The organism is Variovorax sp. VaC1 (genome assembly GCF_043658315.1).
Taxonomy (GTDB): Bacteria; Pseudomonadota; Gammaproteobacteria; order Burkholderiales; family Burkholderiaceae_C; genus Variovorax.
In genome coordinates, this window is the sequence record NZ_JBIGLT010000002.1 from 943,964 (window position 1) to 963,103 (window position 19,140).

General features: G+C 62.9%; 15 protein-coding genes. 10 read left to right on the forward strand and 5 right to left on the reverse strand.

From position 1 onward, the window contains the following. Nucleotides 1–146: 146 nt before the first annotated feature. On the reverse strand, nucleotides 147–1,787 hold the full coding sequence (locus tag ACGLHS_RS11360) for a 3-(methylthio)propionyl-CoA ligase (protein WP_394479627.1): 1,641 nt from the start codon (nucleotides 1,785–1,787) through the stop codon (nucleotides 147–149). Between the two features lie 156 nt (nucleotides 1,788–1,943). Between ACGLHS_RS11360 and ACGLHS_RS11365 the strand changes: the two genes are divergently transcribed. The 5 genes from ACGLHS_RS11365 (at nucleotide 1,944) to ACGLHS_RS11385 (ending at nucleotide 4,916) form a co-directional block, all read left to right on the forward strand. After that, complete coding sequence (locus ACGLHS_RS11365) at nucleotides 1,944–2,615, forward strand: nitroreductase (protein WP_394479629.1); 672 nt, start codon at nucleotides 1,944–1,946, stop codon at nucleotides 2,613–2,615. 81 nt (nucleotides 2,616–2,696) lie between these two features. Beyond that, entirely contained in the window at nucleotides 2,697–3,491 is a 795-nt protein-coding gene (locus tag ACGLHS_RS11370) for a phosphodiesterase (protein ID WP_394479631.1), read from the forward strand. 172 nt (nucleotides 3,492–3,663) lie between these two features. Continuing rightward, nucleotides 3,664–4,122: a DUF4124 domain-containing protein gene (locus ACGLHS_RS11375; protein ID WP_394479633.1), complete on the forward strand. Its 459-nt coding sequence runs from the start codon at nucleotides 3,664–3,666 to the stop codon at nucleotides 4,120–4,122. 41 nt (nucleotides 4,123–4,163) lie between these two features. Continuing rightward, nucleotides 4,164–4,616, forward strand: coding sequence for a ribonuclease HI family protein (locus ACGLHS_RS11380; protein ID WP_394479635.1), 453 nt, complete (start codon nucleotides 4,164–4,166; stop codon nucleotides 4,614–4,616). Between the two features lie 51 nt (nucleotides 4,617–4,667). After that, the gene (locus ACGLHS_RS11385) at nucleotides 4,668–4,916 is read left to right on the forward strand and encodes a DUF3297 family protein (protein ID WP_394479637.1); all 249 of its coding nucleotides are present in this window, start codon (nucleotides 4,668–4,670) and stop codon (nucleotides 4,914–4,916) included. Between the two features lie 34 nt (nucleotides 4,917–4,950). Here ACGLHS_RS11385 and ACGLHS_RS11390 read toward each other — a convergent pair whose 3' ends face one another. The 4 genes from ACGLHS_RS11390 to ACGLHS_RS11405 all read right to left on the reverse strand — a co-directional run bounded on the left by ACGLHS_RS11390 (nucleotide 4,951) and on the right by ACGLHS_RS11405 (nucleotide 9,583). Continuing rightward, nucleotides 4,951–5,976, reverse strand: a complete 1,026-nt coding sequence (locus tag ACGLHS_RS11390) for a DUF2272 domain-containing protein (protein ID WP_394479639.1) — start codon at nucleotides 5,974–5,976, stop codon at nucleotides 4,951–4,953. Between the two features lie 34 nt (nucleotides 5,977–6,010). Continuing rightward, nucleotides 6,011–7,189: an acetyl-CoA C-acetyltransferase gene (locus ACGLHS_RS11395; protein WP_093246644.1), complete on the reverse strand. Its 1,179-nt coding sequence runs from the start codon at nucleotides 7,187–7,189 to the stop codon at nucleotides 6,011–6,013. A 121-nt stretch (nucleotides 7,190–7,310) separates the two neighbouring features. After that, nucleotides 7,311–8,573: a hypothetical protein gene (locus tag ACGLHS_RS11400; RefSeq protein WP_394479641.1), complete on the reverse strand. Its 1,263-nt coding sequence runs from the start codon at nucleotides 8,571–8,573 to the stop codon at nucleotides 7,311–7,313. Nucleotides 8,574–8,800: 227 nt separating this feature from the next. After that, nucleotides 8,801–9,583, reverse strand: coding sequence for an SDR family NAD(P)-dependent oxidoreductase (locus ACGLHS_RS11405; RefSeq protein ID WP_093246642.1), 783 nt, complete (start codon nucleotides 9,581–9,583; stop codon nucleotides 8,801–8,803). A gap of 148 nt (nucleotides 9,584–9,731) precedes the next feature. Between ACGLHS_RS11405 and ACGLHS_RS11410 the strand changes: the two genes are divergently transcribed. The 5 genes from ACGLHS_RS11410 (at nucleotide 9,732) to ACGLHS_RS11430 (ending at nucleotide 19,093) form a co-directional block, all read left to right on the forward strand. Beyond that, nucleotides 9,732–12,422 carry a LuxR C-terminal-related transcriptional regulator gene (locus ACGLHS_RS11410; protein ID WP_394479644.1) on the forward strand — a complete coding sequence of 897 codons (2,691 nt, stop codon included), beginning with the start codon at nucleotides 9,732–9,734 and terminating at the stop codon, nucleotides 12,420–12,422. 68 nt (nucleotides 12,423–12,490) lie between these two features. Then, a complete protein-coding gene (locus ACGLHS_RS11415) occupies nucleotides 12,491–16,492 on the forward strand; it encodes an NACHT domain-containing protein (RefSeq protein WP_394479646.1) in 4,002 nt (1,333 codons plus the stop codon). Nucleotides 16,493–16,768: 276 nt separating this feature from the next. Next, nucleotides 16,769–17,572 (forward strand): AP2 domain-containing protein, encoded by an 804-nt coding sequence (locus ACGLHS_RS11420; protein WP_394479648.1) that lies wholly within the window; start codon nucleotides 16,769–16,771, stop codon nucleotides 17,570–17,572. After that, nucleotides 17,569–18,618, forward strand: a complete 1,050-nt coding sequence (locus ACGLHS_RS11425) for an AP2 domain-containing protein (RefSeq protein WP_394479650.1) — start codon at nucleotides 17,569–17,571, stop codon at nucleotides 18,616–18,618. Before ACGLHS_RS11420 ends, ACGLHS_RS11425 begins: the two co-directional genes overlap by 4 nt. 97 nt (nucleotides 18,619–18,715) lie before the next feature. Beyond that, entirely contained in the window at nucleotides 18,716–19,093 is a 378-nt protein-coding gene (locus ACGLHS_RS11430) for a hypothetical protein (protein WP_093246639.1), read from the forward strand. The last annotated feature ends 47 nt before the right edge of the window (nucleotides 19,094–19,140 follow it).

Below are 19,140 nucleotides of genomic sequence, written 5' to 3' on the forward strand. Positions count from 1 at the left end.
CGCGCGAGGCAAGGCACTTTTTTCCCCAGCCAGGTGCCCTGCTTAATCAACAGGCAACGTGGTGGGAACCCCCGTCAATCCTCGCTCTGCCGCTTTGCCTCCCCCGGGAACCCACAGAGTTGTCCACAGAAAAATCGAACAAGTCATCAAACTGACTTCGCCGCGACATATCCCTTGAACTGTTCGCGCAGCTTGGTCTTGAGCAGCTTGCCGGTGGCTGTATGCGGCAGGCTGTCGACGAAAGCCACGTCGTCGGGCAGCCACCACTTCACGACACGTTCCGAAAGGAAAGTGAGCAGTTCCTCGCCGGTGACCTGCGCACCGGGGCGCTTCACCACGATCAGCAGCGGGCGCTCTTGCCACTTCGGGTGGGCGATGCCGATCACCGCCGCCTCGGCCACGGCCGGGTGCGCGCTCGCGGCGTTCTCCAGGTCGATGGACGAAATCCATTCGCCGCCCGACTTGATGACGTCCTTGGCGCGGTCGACCAGCTGCACATAGCCGTCTTCGTCGATGTTGGCGACGTCGCCCGTCGGAAAGAAGCCCTCGGCGTCGAGCACCGGGCCGCCTTCGCTCTTGAAGTAACCGCTCGCGATCCACGGACCGCGCACGTGCAGGTGGCCGAAGGCTTTTCCGTCGTGCGGCAAACGCCGGCCGTCTTCGCCGACGATCTTCAGTTCCACACCCCACACGCCGCGGCCCTGCCGCATCTTCACGCGCATCTGCTCTTCTTTCGGCATCGCGTAGTGCTTGGGCAGCAGGTTGCCGATCACGCCGATGGGGCTGGTCTCGGTCATGCCCCAGCCCTGCACGAAGTCGGCGCCGAAGTCGCGCTCGAAGCGTTCGATCATGGTGCGCGGCGTGGCGGCACCGCCGACACCGATGCGCTTGAGGCCAAGGGCACGCGTGTCGATCTCGGGGTGCGCATCGAAGTACTGGAACAGCATCAACCAGATGGTCGGCACGGCCTGCGAGAAGCCGACCTTTTCATCGCGCATCAGCTCATACAGGCTCTGGCCGTCCATGTGCGGGCCGGGCATCACGAGCTTCATGCCGGTCATGGCGGCCGCGTAGGGCATGCCCCAGGCGTTGGCATGGAACATGGGCACGGCGAGCAGCAAGGTCATCTGCGAGTTGACGCCGAAGGTGTCGGGTGCGCATTCCATCAGCGAATGCAGCACGGTGGAGCGGTGCGAATACAGCACGCCCTTGGGGTTGCCGGTGGTGCCCGAGGTGTAGCAAAGCGACGAGGCGGTGCGCTCGTCGAACTCGGGCCAGGTGTAGTCCTCGCTCTGCGCGCCGATCAGTTCGTCGTAGCACAGCAGGTTGGGCACGTCGATGGCGGGCATGTGCGCGCGGTCGGTCATGGCGATGAAGGCGCGCACCGACTTCAGGCCGGGCGCGAGCTTCTCGACCAGCGGCGCGAAGTTGGCGTCGAAGAACAGCACCTTGTCTTCGGCGTGGTTGACGATGTAGTCGATCTGCTCCGGAAAGAGCCGCGGGTTCACCGTGTGCAGCACGGCGCCCGCGCCCGAAACGCCGAAGTACAGCGCCAGGTGGCGGTAGGTGTTCCACGCCAGCGTGCCGACGCGGTCGCCGGGTTCGATGCCAAGCGCCGTCATCGCGTTGGCCACCTGCTTGGAGCGGCGCTGCAGCTCCGCGTAGTTGGTGCGGTGCACCGGCCCCTCCACGGTGCGCCCGACGATCTCCGCGTGCGGATGGAAGGTGGCGGCGTGGTCGATCAGCGACGAGATCAGCAGCGGGCGGTCTTGCATCAATCCGAGCATGTGTATGTCTCCTGTGCGCGAGGAATGGTAGGCAGCCGCCACCCCGCGCCCCATCGTCGGAACGGACGATTGAGGGCACCCGAGGGTTGCCCCTAACATGGCTGCGCCATGCCGGACGAGCCCTCTGCTCCGGGGCATCACCAGGATCTTTTTTTCATGAACGTTCAGGACGCCGTGGCCACCCGCCGCTCGGTGCGCGATTTTCTAGACACGCCGGTGCCGGGCGACGTCATCCGCCGCGTGGTCGCACAAGCCTTGCGCGCGCCTTCCGGCGGCAACCTGCAGCCCTGGCACCTGCACGTGGTGGGCGGCGAGCGGCTGGCCGAGCTCAAGGCGATCATGCGCAGCCGCGTGCAGGAAGCGCCGGCCGGCGAAGGCAGCGAATACGACATCTACCCGCGCGAACTGGTCGCGCCCTACCGCGACCGCCGCTTCGCCGTCGGCGAGGCCATGTACGCGCGCCTGGGCATTCCGCGCGAAGACAAGGCCGCGCGCCGCGCATGGTTTGCGCGCAACTACCAGTTCTTCGGTGCGCCGCTCGCGCTGTTCTGCAGCGTCGACCGCCGCATGGGGCCGCCGCAGTGGTCCGACCTGGGAATGATGTTGCAGAACGTCATGCTGCTGCTGCGCGCCGAAGGCCTCGACAGCTGCCCGCAGGAATGCTGGGCAATCTACCCGCAGACCATCGGGCAGTTCATCTCGCTGCCGCCCGAGCGCATGCTGTTCACCGGCATGGCCATCGGCTATGCCGACCGCAGCAGGCCGCTGGATGCGCTGGTGACCGAGCGCGCGCCGCTGGCTGAAGTGGCGGAGTTCGTCGGCATCTGAACGAAGCGGCGCGCCAAAGAGAAAGAAAGAAGGAAGGAACGGAACCTGCTTGGCGATGAGGAAACCACGAGGCCTCGCCCCATGCTCATCGCGCAGATTTCCGATCCCCATGTCCGGCCCGCCGGGCAGCTCTACCAGGGTGTTGTCGACTCGAACCGCATGTTCGACGAGGCCATCGACCACCTGCACAAGCTCGACCGCCGGCCCGACCTCGTGTTGCTGACAGGCGACCTCGTCGATGAAGGCCGGCCGGAGGAATACGCCGAAGTGCGTACCCGGCTCGCGAGGCTGGAGATGCCATGTCTCGTCATCCCCGGCAACCACGACCACCGCGAAAACTTCCGCACCGCCTTCGCGGACCACGCCTACCTGCCGCGCACCGGCGCGCTGCACTATTGCATCGACGACCATCCGGTGCGCATCGTCGCGCTCGACGTCTGCATACCGGGCCTGCATCACGGCGGCGTCGATGCGGAAGGCCTCGCATGGCTGCAGCGCACGCTGGAGGCCGACCGCCAGAAGCCCACGCTGCTGATGCTGCATCACCCGCCGTTCATGAGCGGCATTCCGTACATGGATGCGTACCGCTGCATGGACACTGCGCCGCTCGAAGCCATCGTTCGCGCATTCGACAACATCGAGCGCGTGCTGTGCGGGCATGTGCACCGCACGATGTTCAGGCGCTGGGCAGGCACCGTGGTGTGTGCGTGTCCGAGCAGCACGACAGAGATCGCGCTGCGTCTGGCCGTCGACGCGGCGCCGGCCTCGTACCTGGGCCGGCCGGGTTGCATGCTGCATCTGTGGGACGAGGGGCATGGCATGGTGAGCCATGTGAGTCACATCGGGGCGATGGAGGGGCCGTACCCGTTTGCGTGAAGCTGGCCGTTGCGATATGGATAGGCAGAGTGCGACCGGAAAATCACTGCGGGGCACATGAAAAAGCACGGCCTTCCGGCAACCGCATTCCGTCGGGCGCAGTGAACCGCAAAACGCGCGATGCCCGTCACACCGATTGCCCCCGCCCCGCATCCCCGCTAACCTCTCCCCCATGCGCACCCCGCCCCTCTTGTTCGTCCTCTCCATCCTCGCGATGGCGTCAGGCGCGCATGCGGACGTGGTTCGCTGCACCGACGCCAACGGCGCCGTCTCGTACACCGACGGTGCCTGTCCGGCGGGCAACCGGCAGTCGCGGCAGGTGCCGATCCTCGAATCGCCACCACCGGCGCCGCGCGCGCCATCCGAGGAGTGGCGCCGGCCGGACTACACGCCGCCATCGCCGCTGGCACAAACCACCCCTTCGGGCCCGGCCATCATCCCGCGCAACCCCGATGCCCGCCCCACGCAGGAACCCGCGCAAGACCCCGGTGTCGTCATCCTGAGCCCAGACCCGTACTACGACGGCTGGCGTCCCCCGCGGCGGCGGCCGCCACCGCATGCGCACGACCCCGGGCCGCCGCCGGGCCAGCGGCCCTGCAACCTCGCGGGCATCAAGCGCAACAACTGCTGAACAGGCAGGCGGGTAGCGCAAGCAAACCAGCGAACGAACGAATGAGCGAGAGCCTTCCGTGGGTCGTCTACTGCGACGGCAGCGCCATGCCGAACCCGGGCCGCATGGGCATCGGTGCGGTCATCACCGCGCCTGACGGCAGCCGCCGCACGCTGTCGCAGGCCACGCACACCACGGGCTGCAACAACGAAGCCGAATTGCGGGCGCTCACGCTGGCCCTGCAGGAACTGCGCGCCCGAGGCGCCACGGCGGTGCTGGCATACAGCGACAACAGCATCCTGGTCGAACAGCTCGGCGCGGCGCAGGCCCGGCCGATCGCACGCATGGCCGCGCTGTTCGACGATGCCCGCGCGCTGCTCGATTCCTTCGACCATGCCAGCATCCGCTGGATTCCGCGCCATCGCAACGGCGAGGCCGACGCGCTGGCGCGTGCCGCGCTGGGCTTTGCGCCCAAGCCGGCCGCCAAGGCCGCGAAAAAGAAGAAACAGCGATGACGCGGCGGGGCGGCCAAGGCGCCCGGCCGCCAGGTCCTATCATCGGGCGCCATGACAGAAGCCACTCCCCTCCCACCCCTTCCCGACCACCTGTCCTCCGACGCGCGCAGCCCGTTCCACGTCGCGGCCGTCTTCGAGCACGACATCGGCATCCGGTTCAACGGCAAGGAACGCCTCGACGTCGAGGAATACTGCATCAGCGAAGGCTGGATCAAAGTCCCCGCGGGCAAGACCGTGGACCGCAAGGGCTACCCGTTGCTGCTCAAGCTGAAGGGCAAGGTCGAAGCGTTCTACCGATAGACAGAGACAGCCTTCGCGGCAACGCAGTGGCCGTTCAGCGCCACTGCAGCAGCAGCGTCCAGGGCTGGCGGCTCATGTGCCGGTCGATACAGCTGGCCGCGCCGCTCACCGCGCACCCTTCGGGCAGGTAGCTCGGGTCCAGCAGGTTCGTGCCGCGCGCAAAGTCAAGGCGGCGCAGGGTGACCGACTGGGCCACGTTGCCGCCCACGGTATCGAAGCCCGTGGCGTCGACGGCCACGACCACATCGCAGTGCATCGGCAGCGCGTCGCCGCCGGTGGGCCGGGTGGCCAGCACCTCGCCGATCTTCTCGAAAGTGTCGAGCCCGGCACCATCGCCCCGCGCCTGGCAGACCAGGTCGCCCACGCGCGGCGGCGTACGCATCAGGTCGCAGGCGCGCATTGCCGAGCGTGTGGGCTGTCCCAACGATTCGGCCACGCCGGCCTGCCACGCGGCACCGGCGTAATCGACATGCGCTTCCGAGAAAACGAACTCCTCGTCGCTGAGCCCGGCGCGGCGCGCAAGCCAGCTGATGAACGCGGCGGACCAGGGCGAGTCGATCACCGCCACCCGGTTCACCGCAACTTCGGCGGCGTGCAAGCCAGTGGCATCGAGCCCCTGGTCGGGTCCGGTGCCAAGGTTCTGCATGGAAGCGGCGGCCGACTGGCTCAACGCCTGCGTCAGCAGCCTCCGGTCCGCCGGGCGCGCACCGCCGAACCGCACGATCGACGGCAGCCTGCTGTCCTGCGGATCGATGGCCCGCCAGTAGCCGAGAACGCGCTGCCAGGGTGGCATCGCATTCGCCGTGCGGCGCGTGTCTTCGGCCTCGTAGTCGCCCACCTCGGTCAGGCGCCCTTCGGCATCCATGGTCTGGCCGCCGAAGGCCTGGTGCTCCAGCAACGCCGCGTCGGCCATGGCCAGCGCTCGCGGCGGCGACGGCACCTGCACGGCGGTGTCGAGGCAGCCCGACATGGCGGATGCGGGGTCGGCAAAGGCCAGCACGAGCGCAAGAACGCCCGCGGCCGGCAACGAAGAAAAAGAAAGATCGATGGACGACGGCATGTGGCCGCGAGCATAGCCCGCGCCACGCGCCCGTTCAGAGCCGCTCGACGATGGTCACGTTGGCCATGCCGCCGCCTTCGCACATGGTCTGCAGGCCGTAGCGCTTGCCGCGCTGGCCGAGCGCGTGGACCAGCGTGGTCATCAGCTTGGTGCCCGAGGCGCCCAGCGGATGGCCCAGCGCGATCGCGCCGCCGTTCACGTTCAGCCGCGCCGGGTCGGCGCCCAGCGTCCGCAGCCAGGCCAGCGGCACCGGCGCGAAGGCTTCGTTGACTTCGTACAGGTCGATGTCGTCGATCTTCATGCCGGCCTTCTGCAGCGCGCGCTGCGTGGCGGGGATGGGGGCCTCCAGCATGATGACCGGGTCGTGCCCCATCACGCTCATGTGGTGGATGCGCGCCAGCGGCTTCACGCCCAGCGTCTTCAGGCCGCGCTCGTTGACCACCATCAGGCCGCTCGCGCCGTCGCAGATCTGGCTGGCCGTGGCCGCCGTGCAGCGCCCGCCTTCGGCGATCAGCTTGACGGCGGCGATGCTCTCCAGCGTGGCGTCGTAGCGGATGCCTTCATCGGTGGTGTGCATCTCGCCCGGCTCGGTGCCATCGGCCATGCGCACCGACACCGGCACGACCTCGCGCTCGAAGCGCCCGGCCTTGGTGGCCTCGATGGCAAGGCGATGGCTGTGCAGCGCATAGGCGTCGAGTTCCGCCTTCTCGATGCCGTAGTTCTTCGCGATCATCTCGGCGCCGGTGAACTGGCTGAACTGGATGTCGGGGTAGCGCTTCTGCATGAGCGGGCTCACGTAGAAGCCCAGGCCGTTCTTCAGCGGCAAGGTGGTGGGCAGGCCCATCGGCACGCGGGTCATGCTTTCGACGCCGGCGGCGATCACGATGTCCATGCTGCCCGACATCACGGCCTGCGCCGCAAAGTGCAGCGCCTGCTGCGACGAGCCGCATTGCCGGTCGACCGAGGTGGCCGGCACCGACTCGGGCAGGCGCGAGGCCAGCACCGCATTGCGCGCGATGTTGGACGCCTGCTCGCCGGCCTGGCCGACGCAGCCCATGATGACGTCTTCGATCAGCGCGGGGTCGGCGTCGGTGCGTTCCACCAGGGCATTGAGCACCTGCGCGGCGAGGTCGGCCGGGTGCCATCCGGCAAGGCGGCCGTTGCGGCGGCCGCCGGCGGTGCGCGCGGCGGCGACGATATAGGCTTCGGGCATGGGTTTTCTCCGTGGACTTCAAGGGGTTCGGAGAATTGTTGGCGCCGCGCCAATGCACAGCGTCGTCGGAACGGACGATTTTGGGGAGCGCCTCGCCCGAGGGGAAGGCGCTCCCGATGCGTCAGCGGGCAATGCCGATGATCGGCAGCGACAGCTGGCTCATCCGGGGCTGCAGTCCTTTGGCACCGTCCCTGCGCGCGATGGCACCGGAAACGGCCTCTTTCACGATGGCGGCAGTCGACACGGCGTCACCCGCGGCGGCACTTGCCGGACTGGCGATCTTTGGGTTCGCCTTGTTCTTTTCCGCGGAGACCACCGCGGCATCGGCCAGGCTCTTCGCCTCGTCGGCCAAGCCCTTGGCCTTCTCCAGATCGCCCCCCTTCAACACCTCGTTGATTGCCTGCTGCAATTTCTGCGTGACCACCGAGGTCTGCCCCGCAACCTCGGTTGCGCCCGCCGCTTTCGCTGCGTCGCTCTTGGCTTCCGTCGCCTTGATCGCGGCGTTGGCAGAGCTGGTCAGCTCCTGCGGCGGCGGCGTGTTCACCGGAGGCGTTGCGCCATTCAGTACCGCTCTCCATCGCTCTCCCACCTTGGAGCTCTTCAATCCCAGGGGAAGGAATATGTTGGAAAGGCTCGCGATCTGGACCTTGTTCAGTTCCGTGCCGCTTGCGAGCTTCAGGCTTCCATCCACCGGCTTCAGGACACGCGCGTAGAGCACGAGTGCATCGCTCTCTGAAATGGGCTCGCCCAACGCGCGCGACAGTTGCGCGAGCACACCCATGACTTCCAGGTCGGCCCCGTTGTTGGGCACGATTTCCGCCACGACCTGGGCCTTGCTGATGGCGTCGTTGACGAGCGCGCGGATCTTGGCCGGCCGGCAGATCGACTGATAGCCCAGCAGGATGTGCACGGCATTCGTATGGTTGAGCGCCGCGCCCTGCAGACTCTTGTCGACCTCGTTCATGAAGAGTTCTTGCGACGAATGAACGAGCTTGATGATCGAGGTTCCCGCATCGGCGAAGAGATAGGCCGTCGAGTACGCATCCATGCTCGCGCCCGCGAAGCTGAAGGCCGACGCCACGCCCGCAATCTCCTTGGCGGAACTGCCGGTGACGCCCATCAATGCCGACGACAGTCCGCCGACAAGGTTGGTCTGCTGGCGCAGGTTGCCCGCCGCCTGGGTGCTCTGGCCAATGGCGTCCAGGTATTCCTCGCAGCGAAGCTCGATCAGGACGCGCCCCGCATTGAGCAAGGCCTGGGCGTTCTGCGGGCTTGCAGTGGTGGCGTCGGCGCTGGCCTTGTACCGGACGTAGAAGTCGTCCACGGCACGCGCGAGAACCGTCTTGTCTTCCATCGAGACCTGCGCAAAGGTCGGCTCGGGCACGGGTGCCTTCAGCGACGAGCATCCTCCCAACGCCGCAGCCACGAAGACGGCCGGCACGCAGCGCGCCCATACGGAACCCCCACCGTTTCTTGTTCTCATGGCATTCCTTGATGCGATCCCCCGATCGCTGGGCGATCGTAGTAACAGCCAGGAAGCCGAAGCATCCCATATTCAAGGGACGCCGTCTGTCGTTTCGCGGGCTATGCGCGCCCGCGCACGGCACTCGCTTATCTCGGCGCCATGCGGATCGCGCCGTCGAGCCGCACGCTCTCGCCGTTGAAATAGCCGTTCGTGATCATCAGCTCGGCCAGCGTCGCGTACTCCGCCGGGTTGCCCAGCCGCTTGGGGAAGGGCACCGACGCGGCCAGCGCCGCCTTCACGTTGTCAGGCGCGCCCTGCAGCAGCGGCGTGTCGAAGATGCCCGGCAGGATGGTGTTGACGCGGATGCCCTCGCCCATCAGGTCGCGCGCAATCGGCAGCGTCATGCCGACGATGCCGGCCTTCGACGCGGTGTAGGCGGCCTGGCCCATCTGCCCGTCCTGCGCCGCCACCGAGGCGGTGTTGACGATGGCGCCGCGCTCGCCGTCCTGCAGCATGTCGAGCGTGAGCATGCCGGCCGCCGACTTGGCGATGCAGCGGAAGGTGCCGACCAGGTTGATCTGGATGATGCGGTCGAAGTTGGCGAGCGGAAAGTGCTTGATCTCGCCCGTGGCCTTGTCGCGGCTCGCGGTCTTCACCGCGTTGCCGGTGCCGGCGCAGTTGACCAGCACGCGCTCTTGTCCGTGCGCGGCGCGGGCCTTGGCGAAGGCCGCGTCGACCTGCTCTTCGGAGGTCACGTCGACCTTGCAGAACACGCCGCCGAGTTCCTTGGCCAGCGCTTCGCCCTGCTCCGCGTTGAGGTCGAACAGCGCGACCTTCACGCCGTGGCTGGCCAGGCGGCGCGCGGTGGCGGCGCCCAGGCCCGAAGCGCCGCCCGTGACGACGGCGGCAATGCTGGAATCGAGTTGCATCAGGGGTCCTTGCGGGGTGGGGTTGGCAGTGAAGCGATCGTTTGTCGCCAGCCAGTTTAGGAAGCAGAATCGGCGGCGGCATCGTCGGAAACGACGGAAATCCGGGTCGCTTCGGCCCCTGCGCCGCCCCTGTTCTTTTCCGTTCGCGATGTCGCCTTCCACCGCCAGGATTCTCGAAACCAAGCTCAACCCGCCGGCCTCCACCGCCACGCAGGTTCCGCGCACCGCGATCCGCGAAGAGATCGCCGCGGCGGCCACCGTCAAGCTGGTGCTGGTGCGCGCGCCGGCCGGCTTCGGCAAGACCACGGCGATGGCGCAGATCCGCGAGCGCATGGAGGCGCAGGGCATCGCCACCGCATGGCTCACGCTCGACCGCGCCGACAACGACGTCTCGCGCTTCCTGAACTGCCTGGCCGAAGCCGCGCTGCGCCTGGGCGTGGAAGAGCCGCACCCCAACGGCCCCTTCGACGCGGTGGCGGCGCTGGCCGCGCACGACGCGCCGTTCACCCTCTTTCTGGACGACTTCGAGGTCGTGCAAGAGCCGGCGGTGCTGGGCCTCGTGCGCGAGATCGTCGAGCACCTGCCGCGCCGTGGCCAGATCGTGATCGGCTCGCGCGGCCTGCCCGACCTGGGCATGGGGCGGCTGCGTGCGCGCGGGCAGCTCATCGAGATCGACACCGACCGCCTGCGCTTCAGCCTGGAAGAAACCAGCGCCTTCTTCGGCCTGCGCACGGCCCCGGCCATGCAGGCGCTGCCCGCCGACATGCTGTCGCAGCTGCACCGCAAGACCGAAGGCTGGGTGGCCGCCATCTGGCTCGCGTCGATGGCGCTGGAGCGGCACGGCACCGAGACCGGTTTTGTCGAGCGCTTCTCGGGCTCCGACCGCGCGGTGGCCGAGTACCTGGCCGAAGACGTGCTCGCGCACCAGCCGAAAGAGATCCGCGACTTTCTGCTGCGCACCAGCATCCTGCGCCAGCTCGATGCCTCGGTGTGCCAGGCGCTGAACCCGCGCATGGACTGCGCCGCCATCCTCGAGCAGCTCGCGGCGTCCAACCTTTTTCTCACGCCCGTGGGTGGCGATGGCGACGCCCTTGCGTGGCGCTATCACAGCCTGTTCGCCGACTTCCTGCGCGCGCAACTGGCGCGCGAGCAACCCGGCGAGATCGAGCGGCTGCACCTTGCGGCCTCGGGCTGGTACGAATCGCACGACCGCCCGGTGCCCGCCATCGACCATGCCATCGAAGGCGGCGACCATCCGTATGCGCTGACCCTGCTCGACAGCTATGCGGCGCAGTTCCTCGAGCAGGGCCGCATGCGCATGCTCGCGCGCTGGTTCTCGGCCATTCCCGAACACCAGCTGCGCGAACACCCGTTCCTGCAGCCCATCGCGCTGTGGGCCACCTGCTTCACGCACGGCCCGTGGGACGCGATGCGCATGCTCGAACAATCGGGCTGCCTCGACAGCCCCATTCCCGAAGTGCGGGCAAGCGCGCACACGCTCGTGCCGCTGCTGCTGGCCATGCAGGACCGACACGACGAGGCCTACGACATCGGCCGCCAGAGCCTGGCGCGCCTGCCCACCGGCCTGGCCTTTGCCGACAGCGTGCTGCTCAATGCCATGGCCCATATCCTGGCCGTGCGCGGCGACCAGCACGAGGCACGGCGCATGCTCGAAGCCGCGCGCGAGCAAGGCAACAGCACCTTCAACCGCATGTACACCGAGTCGCTGGCCGGCCTGTTCGACCTGCAGGAAGGCCGGCTGCGGCAGGCCACCGCGCGCCTGCGCATGGCGGTCGATTCGACCCATGCCGTGTCGTACAACCACAGCCACGGCAACGCCTGGGCCGGCGTGCTGTATGCGGGCGCCGTGTACGAGACCCACCAGCTCGTGCAGGCCGAGCACCTGCTGAACGTGTACCTGCCGCTGGCGCGCGACGTGGGCCTGCCCGACCACATGATCCTGAGCCACGTGATGCGCTCGCGCATCGCGTTCCATGTCGGCGACATCGACGCGGCCTTCCAGGCGCTGACCGAGCTCGAATACCTGGGCCACCACCGGCAGTTGCCGCGCGTGGTGGCCAGCGCCAAGCTGGAGCGCTCGCGCGTGCTGCTGCTGCAGGGCAACGGCCCCGCCTCGCGCGACGAACTGCTGCGCGCCGACGACCCCGCGCTGTGGCAGCGCGAACGCCGCCAGCGCCTGCCCGCGCACGACCTCGACTACCTGGCGCTGGCCACCGCGCGCTGGGACATCGCGTTCGGCGACCCGCGCGCGGCGCTGGCCGTGCTCGACGCCGAGATCCACGCCGCGCGCGCCTCGGCGCACAACCGCCGCGCGCTCAAGCTCAAGGTGCTGCGCGCGATGGCGCTGCAGCGCGCCGGCGACATGGCCGCCGCCATCGAAGAAATCGGCGAGGTGCTGCAGACGGCGAGCCAGGAAGGATTCGTGCGGCTGATCCTGGACGAGGGCTCGGCCGTGGGCACGCTGATCCACCGCTACGCCATCGCGATGCAGGAAGCGCCCGCGTCGCGCGGCGGCCCCAACACCGACCCGATCCTGGCGGACTACCTGCAGCGCCTGCTGCAACTCATCGGCCCGCTGCCCGCGCCGGCCGACGCCGAGACACCGGCCGGCGACGCCATGAAGGAGCCGCTCACGCGCAAGGAGATCCGCGTGCTGCAGCTGCTGGCCGAGGGGTACTCGAACAACGCGATGGCCGAAAAGCTGTTCGTGTCCGACAGCACGGTGCGCACGCACCTGCGCAACATCAACATGAAGCTGGACGCGAAGAGCCGGACGCAGGCCGTGGCGATCGCGCGAAAGCTGGGCGTGATCCGGTGATGGTTACACAGAGAAATCCGTGAACCCAAAACAGTTTAATTTTTATACGAACAAAGGAAGCATTAAAAATGCCAATTGACCTAAGTCGCCTGGGCGCACAATCGTTTGAACGACTAATTCGCGCACTTTGCTATAGTCAATTCGGTCCAGCCGGATTGGTTTATTCATCCGGCGCGGACGGTGCGCGAGATTTTTGTTTCGACGGAGAAATCAACGGATACCCATGGACTGGGTATCTAGTTGTGCAGGCAAAATTCAAAGAAAAACTGCAATCCCCTGCACAAGATTTGGCATGGCTTAAAAAAAGCATCACAAATGAAAAGAAAAAGTATGCTGCCAGAGGAATTCGGCGTCCTACTTACTACATCATTGCAACCAACGTCGCGCTATCTGGCGCAGATGGAATTAAAAAAGCAAAAGGCGAAACCAAGGGCGGATACACAAAAATTTCAGAGCATCTTTCCTCATGGAAATCCGATTTAGGTGTCAAAGAAATTGATATTTGGCCCGCAAATAAATTAGAAGATTTACTGGAATCCCATGAAGCTGTTCGCCGTAGTTTCTCAGCATGGCTGACTCCCGGGGATGTGATCTCTAGCCTAATGGAGAAATTATATTTCGAGAAAACTGACTTTCTGGATGGCATTCGCAAAGCGTTACGAAACTGCCTTCGCAGGGATCAATTTGCCCGACTAAAAGATGCCGGAGATGTATCTGATCCTCAAATTAGGGCCAGTCAAGTTTTTGTTGATCTACCCTTAAGCAGTTCCGATCTTGATGATTTCCTCAACGGAGGTCCGAAGCGGGTTGTGTCTGAGTTAATAGAACGCGCCCGCGAAAAGTTAGACCCGGAATCTCTAAATACAACTCCAGACAAAAACAGCTCCGCCTCCGAAAGGAAAATAAAAAACAAAATTGTAATTTTAGGCGGGCCAGGACAGGGCAAATCCACAGCAAGTGTTTTTTCGGTTCAGGTACTTAGAGCAAGCATAATTTCCGATTGGGCAGCCATTCAATCTGATATACAGATGCGTGGCTTGGCAAAAGAGATTTTGGGGCGCGCAGAGAATCAAAAAATATCAACTTCCCCTCCTCGAAGATTTCCCGTTTTTGTTTCTCTCCCGCGTTTTGCCGACGCAATAAGTTTTGCGCGAGGCTCCAACAGTTCAATTCCTTCTTTACTCGGCCAAATTGCCAGTGATCTTTCATTGGAAAGTGATGAGAAAATTGAAAAAGGAGATCTCCGACAATGGCTCAAAAATTACCCTTGGATGGTCATGCTCGATGGGCTCGATGAGGTTCCACCATCGGGAGAGCGTGCGGCCATTCTTGAAGCCATATCAGTGTTTGAGGGGGAAATAATTTCGCTTTCCGCAGACCTGATGCTTGTCGTAACAACCAGGCCGCAAGGTTACAACGATGATTTGTCTTCTGACGTATGGGACCATTGGGCTCTCGCTGATCTGACCCCAAGCGACGCAGTCGCTTATGGTGAAGCTTTAGGATCGGCTCGATATCCCGATGACCCACATCGCAGAAATGAAATATTGCGAGCACTTCAGGACGCAACAAAAAAATCAGCGATATCTCGATTGATGACGAGCCCGCTGCAGGTAACAATCATGCACATGATTGTTGATACTGGCGGCAGCATTCCAAACGCACGCTGGACCTTATTCAGCGAGTATTTTGAAATACTCAAAAAGAGAGAAAAGGCGAAAGGAGGAGAAAATCAAAAAATTCTCGAAAGAAATTGGAGCATTCTTGGTCCAATCCATCAGCGTGCTGGGTTGGTCTTGCAAACAGATAGCGAATTGGCGGGCGCCGCTCATTCTTATTTAACAAAAGAGCGGTTCACCGCCCTTATTCAAGAGTATTTATCTGAAGAAGGTCATAGCCAGTCGGAAATTTCGGAAAGAAGCGCCGAACTTGTTGAAGTAGCTCTACATCGGCTCGTTTTATTAGCAGCAAGAGACGAAGGGCAGATAACTTTTGATGTCAGGTCACTTCAAGAATTTATGGCGGCAGGTGCATTGACGGCAGGGCCAGATTCAGTTGTGACGAAGCGCCTATCGCATATTGCGGCCATTTCTCATTGGAGGCATGTGTTTCTAATTGCCGCGAGTAGGTGTTTTTCCGACGACGTGTTACATCATCTGCGGCAGACAATAGTTTCAATTCCTCGGCAAATAGAAATAGATGGAGCAAATAAGCTCGCTAGGTCCGGAGGGAGACTAGCACTTGATTTGTTTATTGACGGCATCGGAGCAGATCATCCGATTTCTCGAAGAATGCTGGCGGCTCATGCACTCGATTTGCTTTCCAATGGAGCCCCTGTTTTTGATAGGCGATTTATTTCATTGGCCGAGACAGGCACTCATGAGATTATTATTTCCACGATAAAATCTCAAATCGCAACATCCACCTTGCCCTCATCAACAGCAGCGTGGGGATTATTACTATCCTTGGCGAGCTCCAATCCGGCGGTCTACTCTGACCCCGTAAAAGAATTATTTCCATCTGATAGCGAGACGATATTAAAATTATTGGATGTGCTACCCATTCCTTTTCCGGAGAGCATTTCAAGAAATTTTCTAATTAAGGCAATAGCCGAATCAGACCCCACTAAAAAAGGATTCGGGATTGCGTCATTTGCAACCAGATTGCATGATTTTCTCAATGAAGAAAATTCAGGAAAACTCTCCGACGCTGCAAGAAGGGAATACAAGCAATTGAGCACACTCATTTCCCCCTGGAGAAATGACGTAAAACAAGATGAATATCTCTTCAAATTTCAAGAAAAAAACACCGAGCTGAAATTTGTAGCGCGCTCATCAAATCTCTACGCTGGGTGGCTCGCAAATGCCAGTGACATTCCTGTGCTGGGGAAGAGTTGGGCTCCAGTAAGTTGGGCCGCACGTTTTGCGCACCAGCCGAGTGCTGCAACATTGGCCTCAAGCTTAAGAGAGGTTTTCCACGGTTTTGGGTTGGAGAACACAAAAAAAATTCTTGGAATTATTCCTTGGCCGCTATCTGCATTTATAGCCTCGATTGAGGATGATGATGATTTACCTAATTTCGCCGCCGACGTAGAAGTTGGTCTATATGGCGACTCTTCGGACTGGATCAATGCAAGTGAGCGCTGGGCCACTCAAGGGGTGTCTGATGCAGATATAGCTTACAGCACCAAGTCCTCGCCATTTGACCCTCAGATATCGGTAATCGGCGCACCAATTTTTGGATTTGGATTGAGGATTTCTCATTCAGATAGCGATGACGCACGGATCGTTCATCGACTAATGGAAATTACTGTCGCGGCCGAACCCAAGCCAATTCAACATCGAATGGCGCACATTGTCGCATTCTCCACAGTTGGATTCCAACCCCTTGGCCTTAGACCAACCAACGATCTTTTGCTCCTTTTAACTCTTATAAAAGAAAATTCAACCAATATTTTTTCCAACTTTTTACTTGGCATGCACGCCTCCACGTGGGAAAGTGAGCAACATTCTGCTTTATTAGGAGAGATCTCGACGCAAGTGTATTCATTTCCATACAGAGCGCTGCACACCGATCCGAAATCGATAATCAAATCATTCATAGAAAGACCTAAAAATAGAGGGTTAATAATTCCTATTGCATTGAGTTTAGTTTTTTCAGAAATAGATTTTCGAAGTCTGCGAGATGAAATTCCTATGGAGATTTTCACATCCGCACCCGGGGACTGCGAAAAAATTGTGGGGGCCATTTTGGCCACCCGCATGTACTTCAAGCTGGAGTGCGACGATTTACTAAAAGAGATTGCATCCAAGAAAATTGGAACCGACTTCGCAATTGAATTTTTGGCACAACTCTTTAAGGGCGAGAATTACTCGTCAAACCTTTGCTCCTGCATTTTTAGTCTTCTAGAAAATGCCCAACACCCGTTCACCAAAAATCAGCTTGCGCTATATACCATTTTGGGGAAAACGTTGGATGCTCGGCTTTCGGATCTATGCAACCCTTTAATTTGGCGTGAAGAGCTTGATCTTCCAAAGGGAACATTCGCAATACTTCAGACCAAGCAGTAACCAATTTAATTAACCTCTTAAGGTTTGAATTAAAAAAGTTGGTGATTCTCTTTGGCCTGAAATACGGCGACGCATTGGTTCACGTGAAATTGAGCACAACTACGGATTCCGGTGATACCGCCCTCCCCGCGCAATCCCTAGCATCCCCTTCAGAAAGCCCAGCCCGCTTCTGCCGCAGCCGCCTTCCGGCGTGACAAGGGCAGGGTTCGGCCGTGAACCCGGACATCGCTCCGGGCAGTTGTCCACGTCGAGAGCGCAGCAAGGCCCGAAGCCACCATGCCCAGAGGAATCCCCAACCCGGCCGCCATGTACGGCATCTCTCCGCGCGCCTGGGGTTTCGAGGTGTCGATCGTGCGCAACGGCACGCGCTACTACAAGCAGTTCGGGCGGGCCAGTTACGGCAGCGTCGAGCAGGCGCTGCTCCAGGCGCAGGACTGGCGCGACGAGGTGGTGCGCAGCGTGCCGCCACTGCCGCGCCGCACGCAGGCCGAAAAGCTCCGCGCCAACAACACGACCGGCGTGTCGGGCGTCTTCTGCCAGGTCAGCGCCGGCGGCAAGGTCCGGGCATGGGTGGCCAAGACCTACCTCGGGCAAGACGAAATACTTCGCACCGACTTTCCCGTCGGCGCGATGGGCCAGGCGGCGCAGACGCTGGCCATCGAGGAACGGGCACGGCAGCTGGAGCGCATGGCGGGCCTGTCCAGGCTGCACCCGGCCGAGGAGGCGATCCGCACCGGCCCCGCGGTGCACTCCGCCGAGCCGCGCTTGCCCAAGCGCTCGAAGTCGGAAATCAGGCGCTGCACCAACTCCAGCGGCGTGAGCGGGGTGCATTTCAAGTCGCCCAACATCGGGCACCCCGGCTACTGGCTCGCCATCACCTACACGGCGGGCAAGGGCAGCGTGAGCAAGGCGTTCTCGATCAAGGAACACGGTGCCGACGGGGCCAAGCGCCTGGCCATCGAGGAGCGCGAACGGCAGCTCGAACAGAAGCTGAACGCCACCGGCGTTGCCACGCCTTCGCCCCGGCAAGAGACCCACCGGCGGCGCACGGGCACCTTGAAAGCAAGGCAGACCCCGTGAAGCTTCCGGGCCGCGCAGCCACCCCCTTGTGCACGGGCAGCCGCGCGGACCTTCGCCACATTTCCGGTTTGTTCCGCACGGGACATCGCGCCGCCGAACTGTCATCCCGCTTCAGCCAAAATACCGGCGAAACACGCGCGCCCATGAGCGCCACGCGGTCCGGGGAGCTCATGAGAAGCAGCAAGGTTGAAAAGTTCAACGCGTCGAGAATGCCTAAAGGAATTCCCAATCCGGCCGCCATGTATGGCATTTACCCCAGGTCCTGGGGCTTCGAGGTTTCACTGGTTCGCAATGGTGTTCGTCACCACAAGTTGTTCGGCAAGGCCAGCTACGGCAGCCTCGAACAGGCACTGCTCCATGCGCAGGACTGGCGCGATTTCATCGTCAGGAGCGTGCCGCCGGTCGCGCGGCGCGCACGGGCCGAAAAGCCCAGGATCAACAACACCACCGGCATGCCAGGCGTTTTTCATCACCTGGCGCCCAACGGCAAGGTGCGCGGCTGGATGGCCAAGACCTACATCGCGCCCGGCGAGATTCTTCGCACCGACTTCCCAGTCGATGGCCTGGGCGACGCGGCGTACGCGCTGGCCGTCAGGGAACGCGAGCGGCAGCTCAAGCACATGACCGGGCTGGCGCGGCCGCACCCGGCCGAGGAAGCGATCCGCATGGGGCTGTCGGCGCACGCGCACGGCCCGCGCGCGCCCAAGCGCTCCAAGTCCGAGATCACCCGGCGCAACAACACCAGCGGCGTGAGCGGCGTTCATTTCAAGACGCCGCACGCGGCACATCCGGGCTACTGGCTGGCCATCACGTACACGGCGGGCAAGGGCACCGTGAGCAAGGCGTTCGCGGTGAAGGTGCACGGCCCCGAGACGGCCAAGGGCCTGGCGATCGCCGAGCGCGCCAGGCAGCTCGCGGAAAAGATGGGCGGCGAGGCATCACCCGCCGCCATCGCCGGCCAGCAGCAGCAACATCAACAGCAACCCACACCTCGACAAGAGAAAAAGCGCGGCCGCATAGCCTTTGGCGCAACACAGGACAACTGATGGATCGACACGAACCCGGCTTCGCAGGCAACGCAGCGAAGCCCGACAGCCCACGCGCACCCGCCACGGCTGCCACCCGACAACCCGCGATCCGCCCATGAAACTCAAGCAACTCCACCACCTGCTGCGGGTCGCTTCGCATCTTCTGGACCAGGCGGCGGCAGATGTCCGCACGGCGGACCTGCCACCGGTTTCGGACAACATCGAAGGCATCGGCCGCGCGCTGATCGAGCTGATCGAAGTGCAGCGGCGCATCTACGCCCTGCAGCCCGAGCTGCAGCCGAAATCGCTGGCCGCGTCGCCGAGGGAAGAAGACGCCAACCGGCTCTTCACCCAGTTCACCATCGAGGCGCTGGAGCTGGAAGACGCCGGCAACACGGCGGCGGCGCGCGAGAAGTACTCGACCTTCATCGGCCTCTCGCCTTCGTACCCGCACCGCGAGATCGCGCGGGCGGAGCTGCGCCGGTTGTCCTGAACGGGCCGACGACGGGCGCGGCCTGCGTCGCGCCTTCGTTACCGCTG

Coding starts and splice junctions, on each gene's coding strand:
- ACGLHS_RS11360 (WP_394479627.1), bottom strand. CDS start 1,787: ATGCTCGGATTGATGCAAGACCGCCCGCTGCTGATCTCGTCGCTGATC.
- ACGLHS_RS11365 (WP_394479629.1), top strand. CDS start 1,944: ATGAACGTTCAGGACGCCGTGGCCACCCGCCGCTCGGTGCGCGATTTT.
- ACGLHS_RS11370 (WP_394479631.1), top strand. CDS start 2,697: ATGCTCATCGCGCAGATTTCCGATCCCCATGTCCGGCCCGCCGGGCAG.
- ACGLHS_RS11375 (WP_394479633.1), top strand. CDS start 3,664: ATGCGCACCCCGCCCCTCTTGTTCGTCCTCTCCATCCTCGCGATGGCG.
- ACGLHS_RS11380 (WP_394479635.1), top strand. CDS start 4,164: ATGAGCGAGAGCCTTCCGTGGGTCGTCTACTGCGACGGCAGCGCCATG.
- ACGLHS_RS11385 (WP_394479637.1), top strand. CDS start 4,668: ATGACAGAAGCCACTCCCCTCCCACCCCTTCCCGACCACCTGTCCTCC.
- ACGLHS_RS11390 (WP_394479639.1), bottom strand. CDS start 5,976: ATGCCGTCGTCCATCGATCTTTCTTTTTCTTCGTTGCCGGCCGCGGGC.
- ACGLHS_RS11395 (WP_093246644.1), bottom strand. CDS start 7,189: ATGCCCGAAGCCTATATCGTCGCCGCCGCGCGCACCGCCGGCGGCCGC.
- ACGLHS_RS11405 (WP_093246642.1), bottom strand. CDS start 9,583: ATGCAACTCGATTCCAGCATTGCCGCCGTCGTCACGGGCGGCGCTTCG.
- ACGLHS_RS11410 (WP_394479644.1), top strand. CDS start 9,732: ATGTCGCCTTCCACCGCCAGGATTCTCGAAACCAAGCTCAACCCGCCG.
- ACGLHS_RS11415 (WP_394479646.1), top strand. CDS start 12,491: ATGCCAATTGACCTAAGTCGCCTGGGCGCACAATCGTTTGAACGACTA.
- ACGLHS_RS11420 (WP_394479648.1), top strand. CDS start 16,769: ATGCCCAGAGGAATCCCCAACCCGGCCGCCATGTACGGCATCTCTCCG.
- ACGLHS_RS11430 (WP_093246639.1), top strand. CDS start 18,716: ATGAAACTCAAGCAACTCCACCACCTGCTGCGGGTCGCTTCGCATCTT.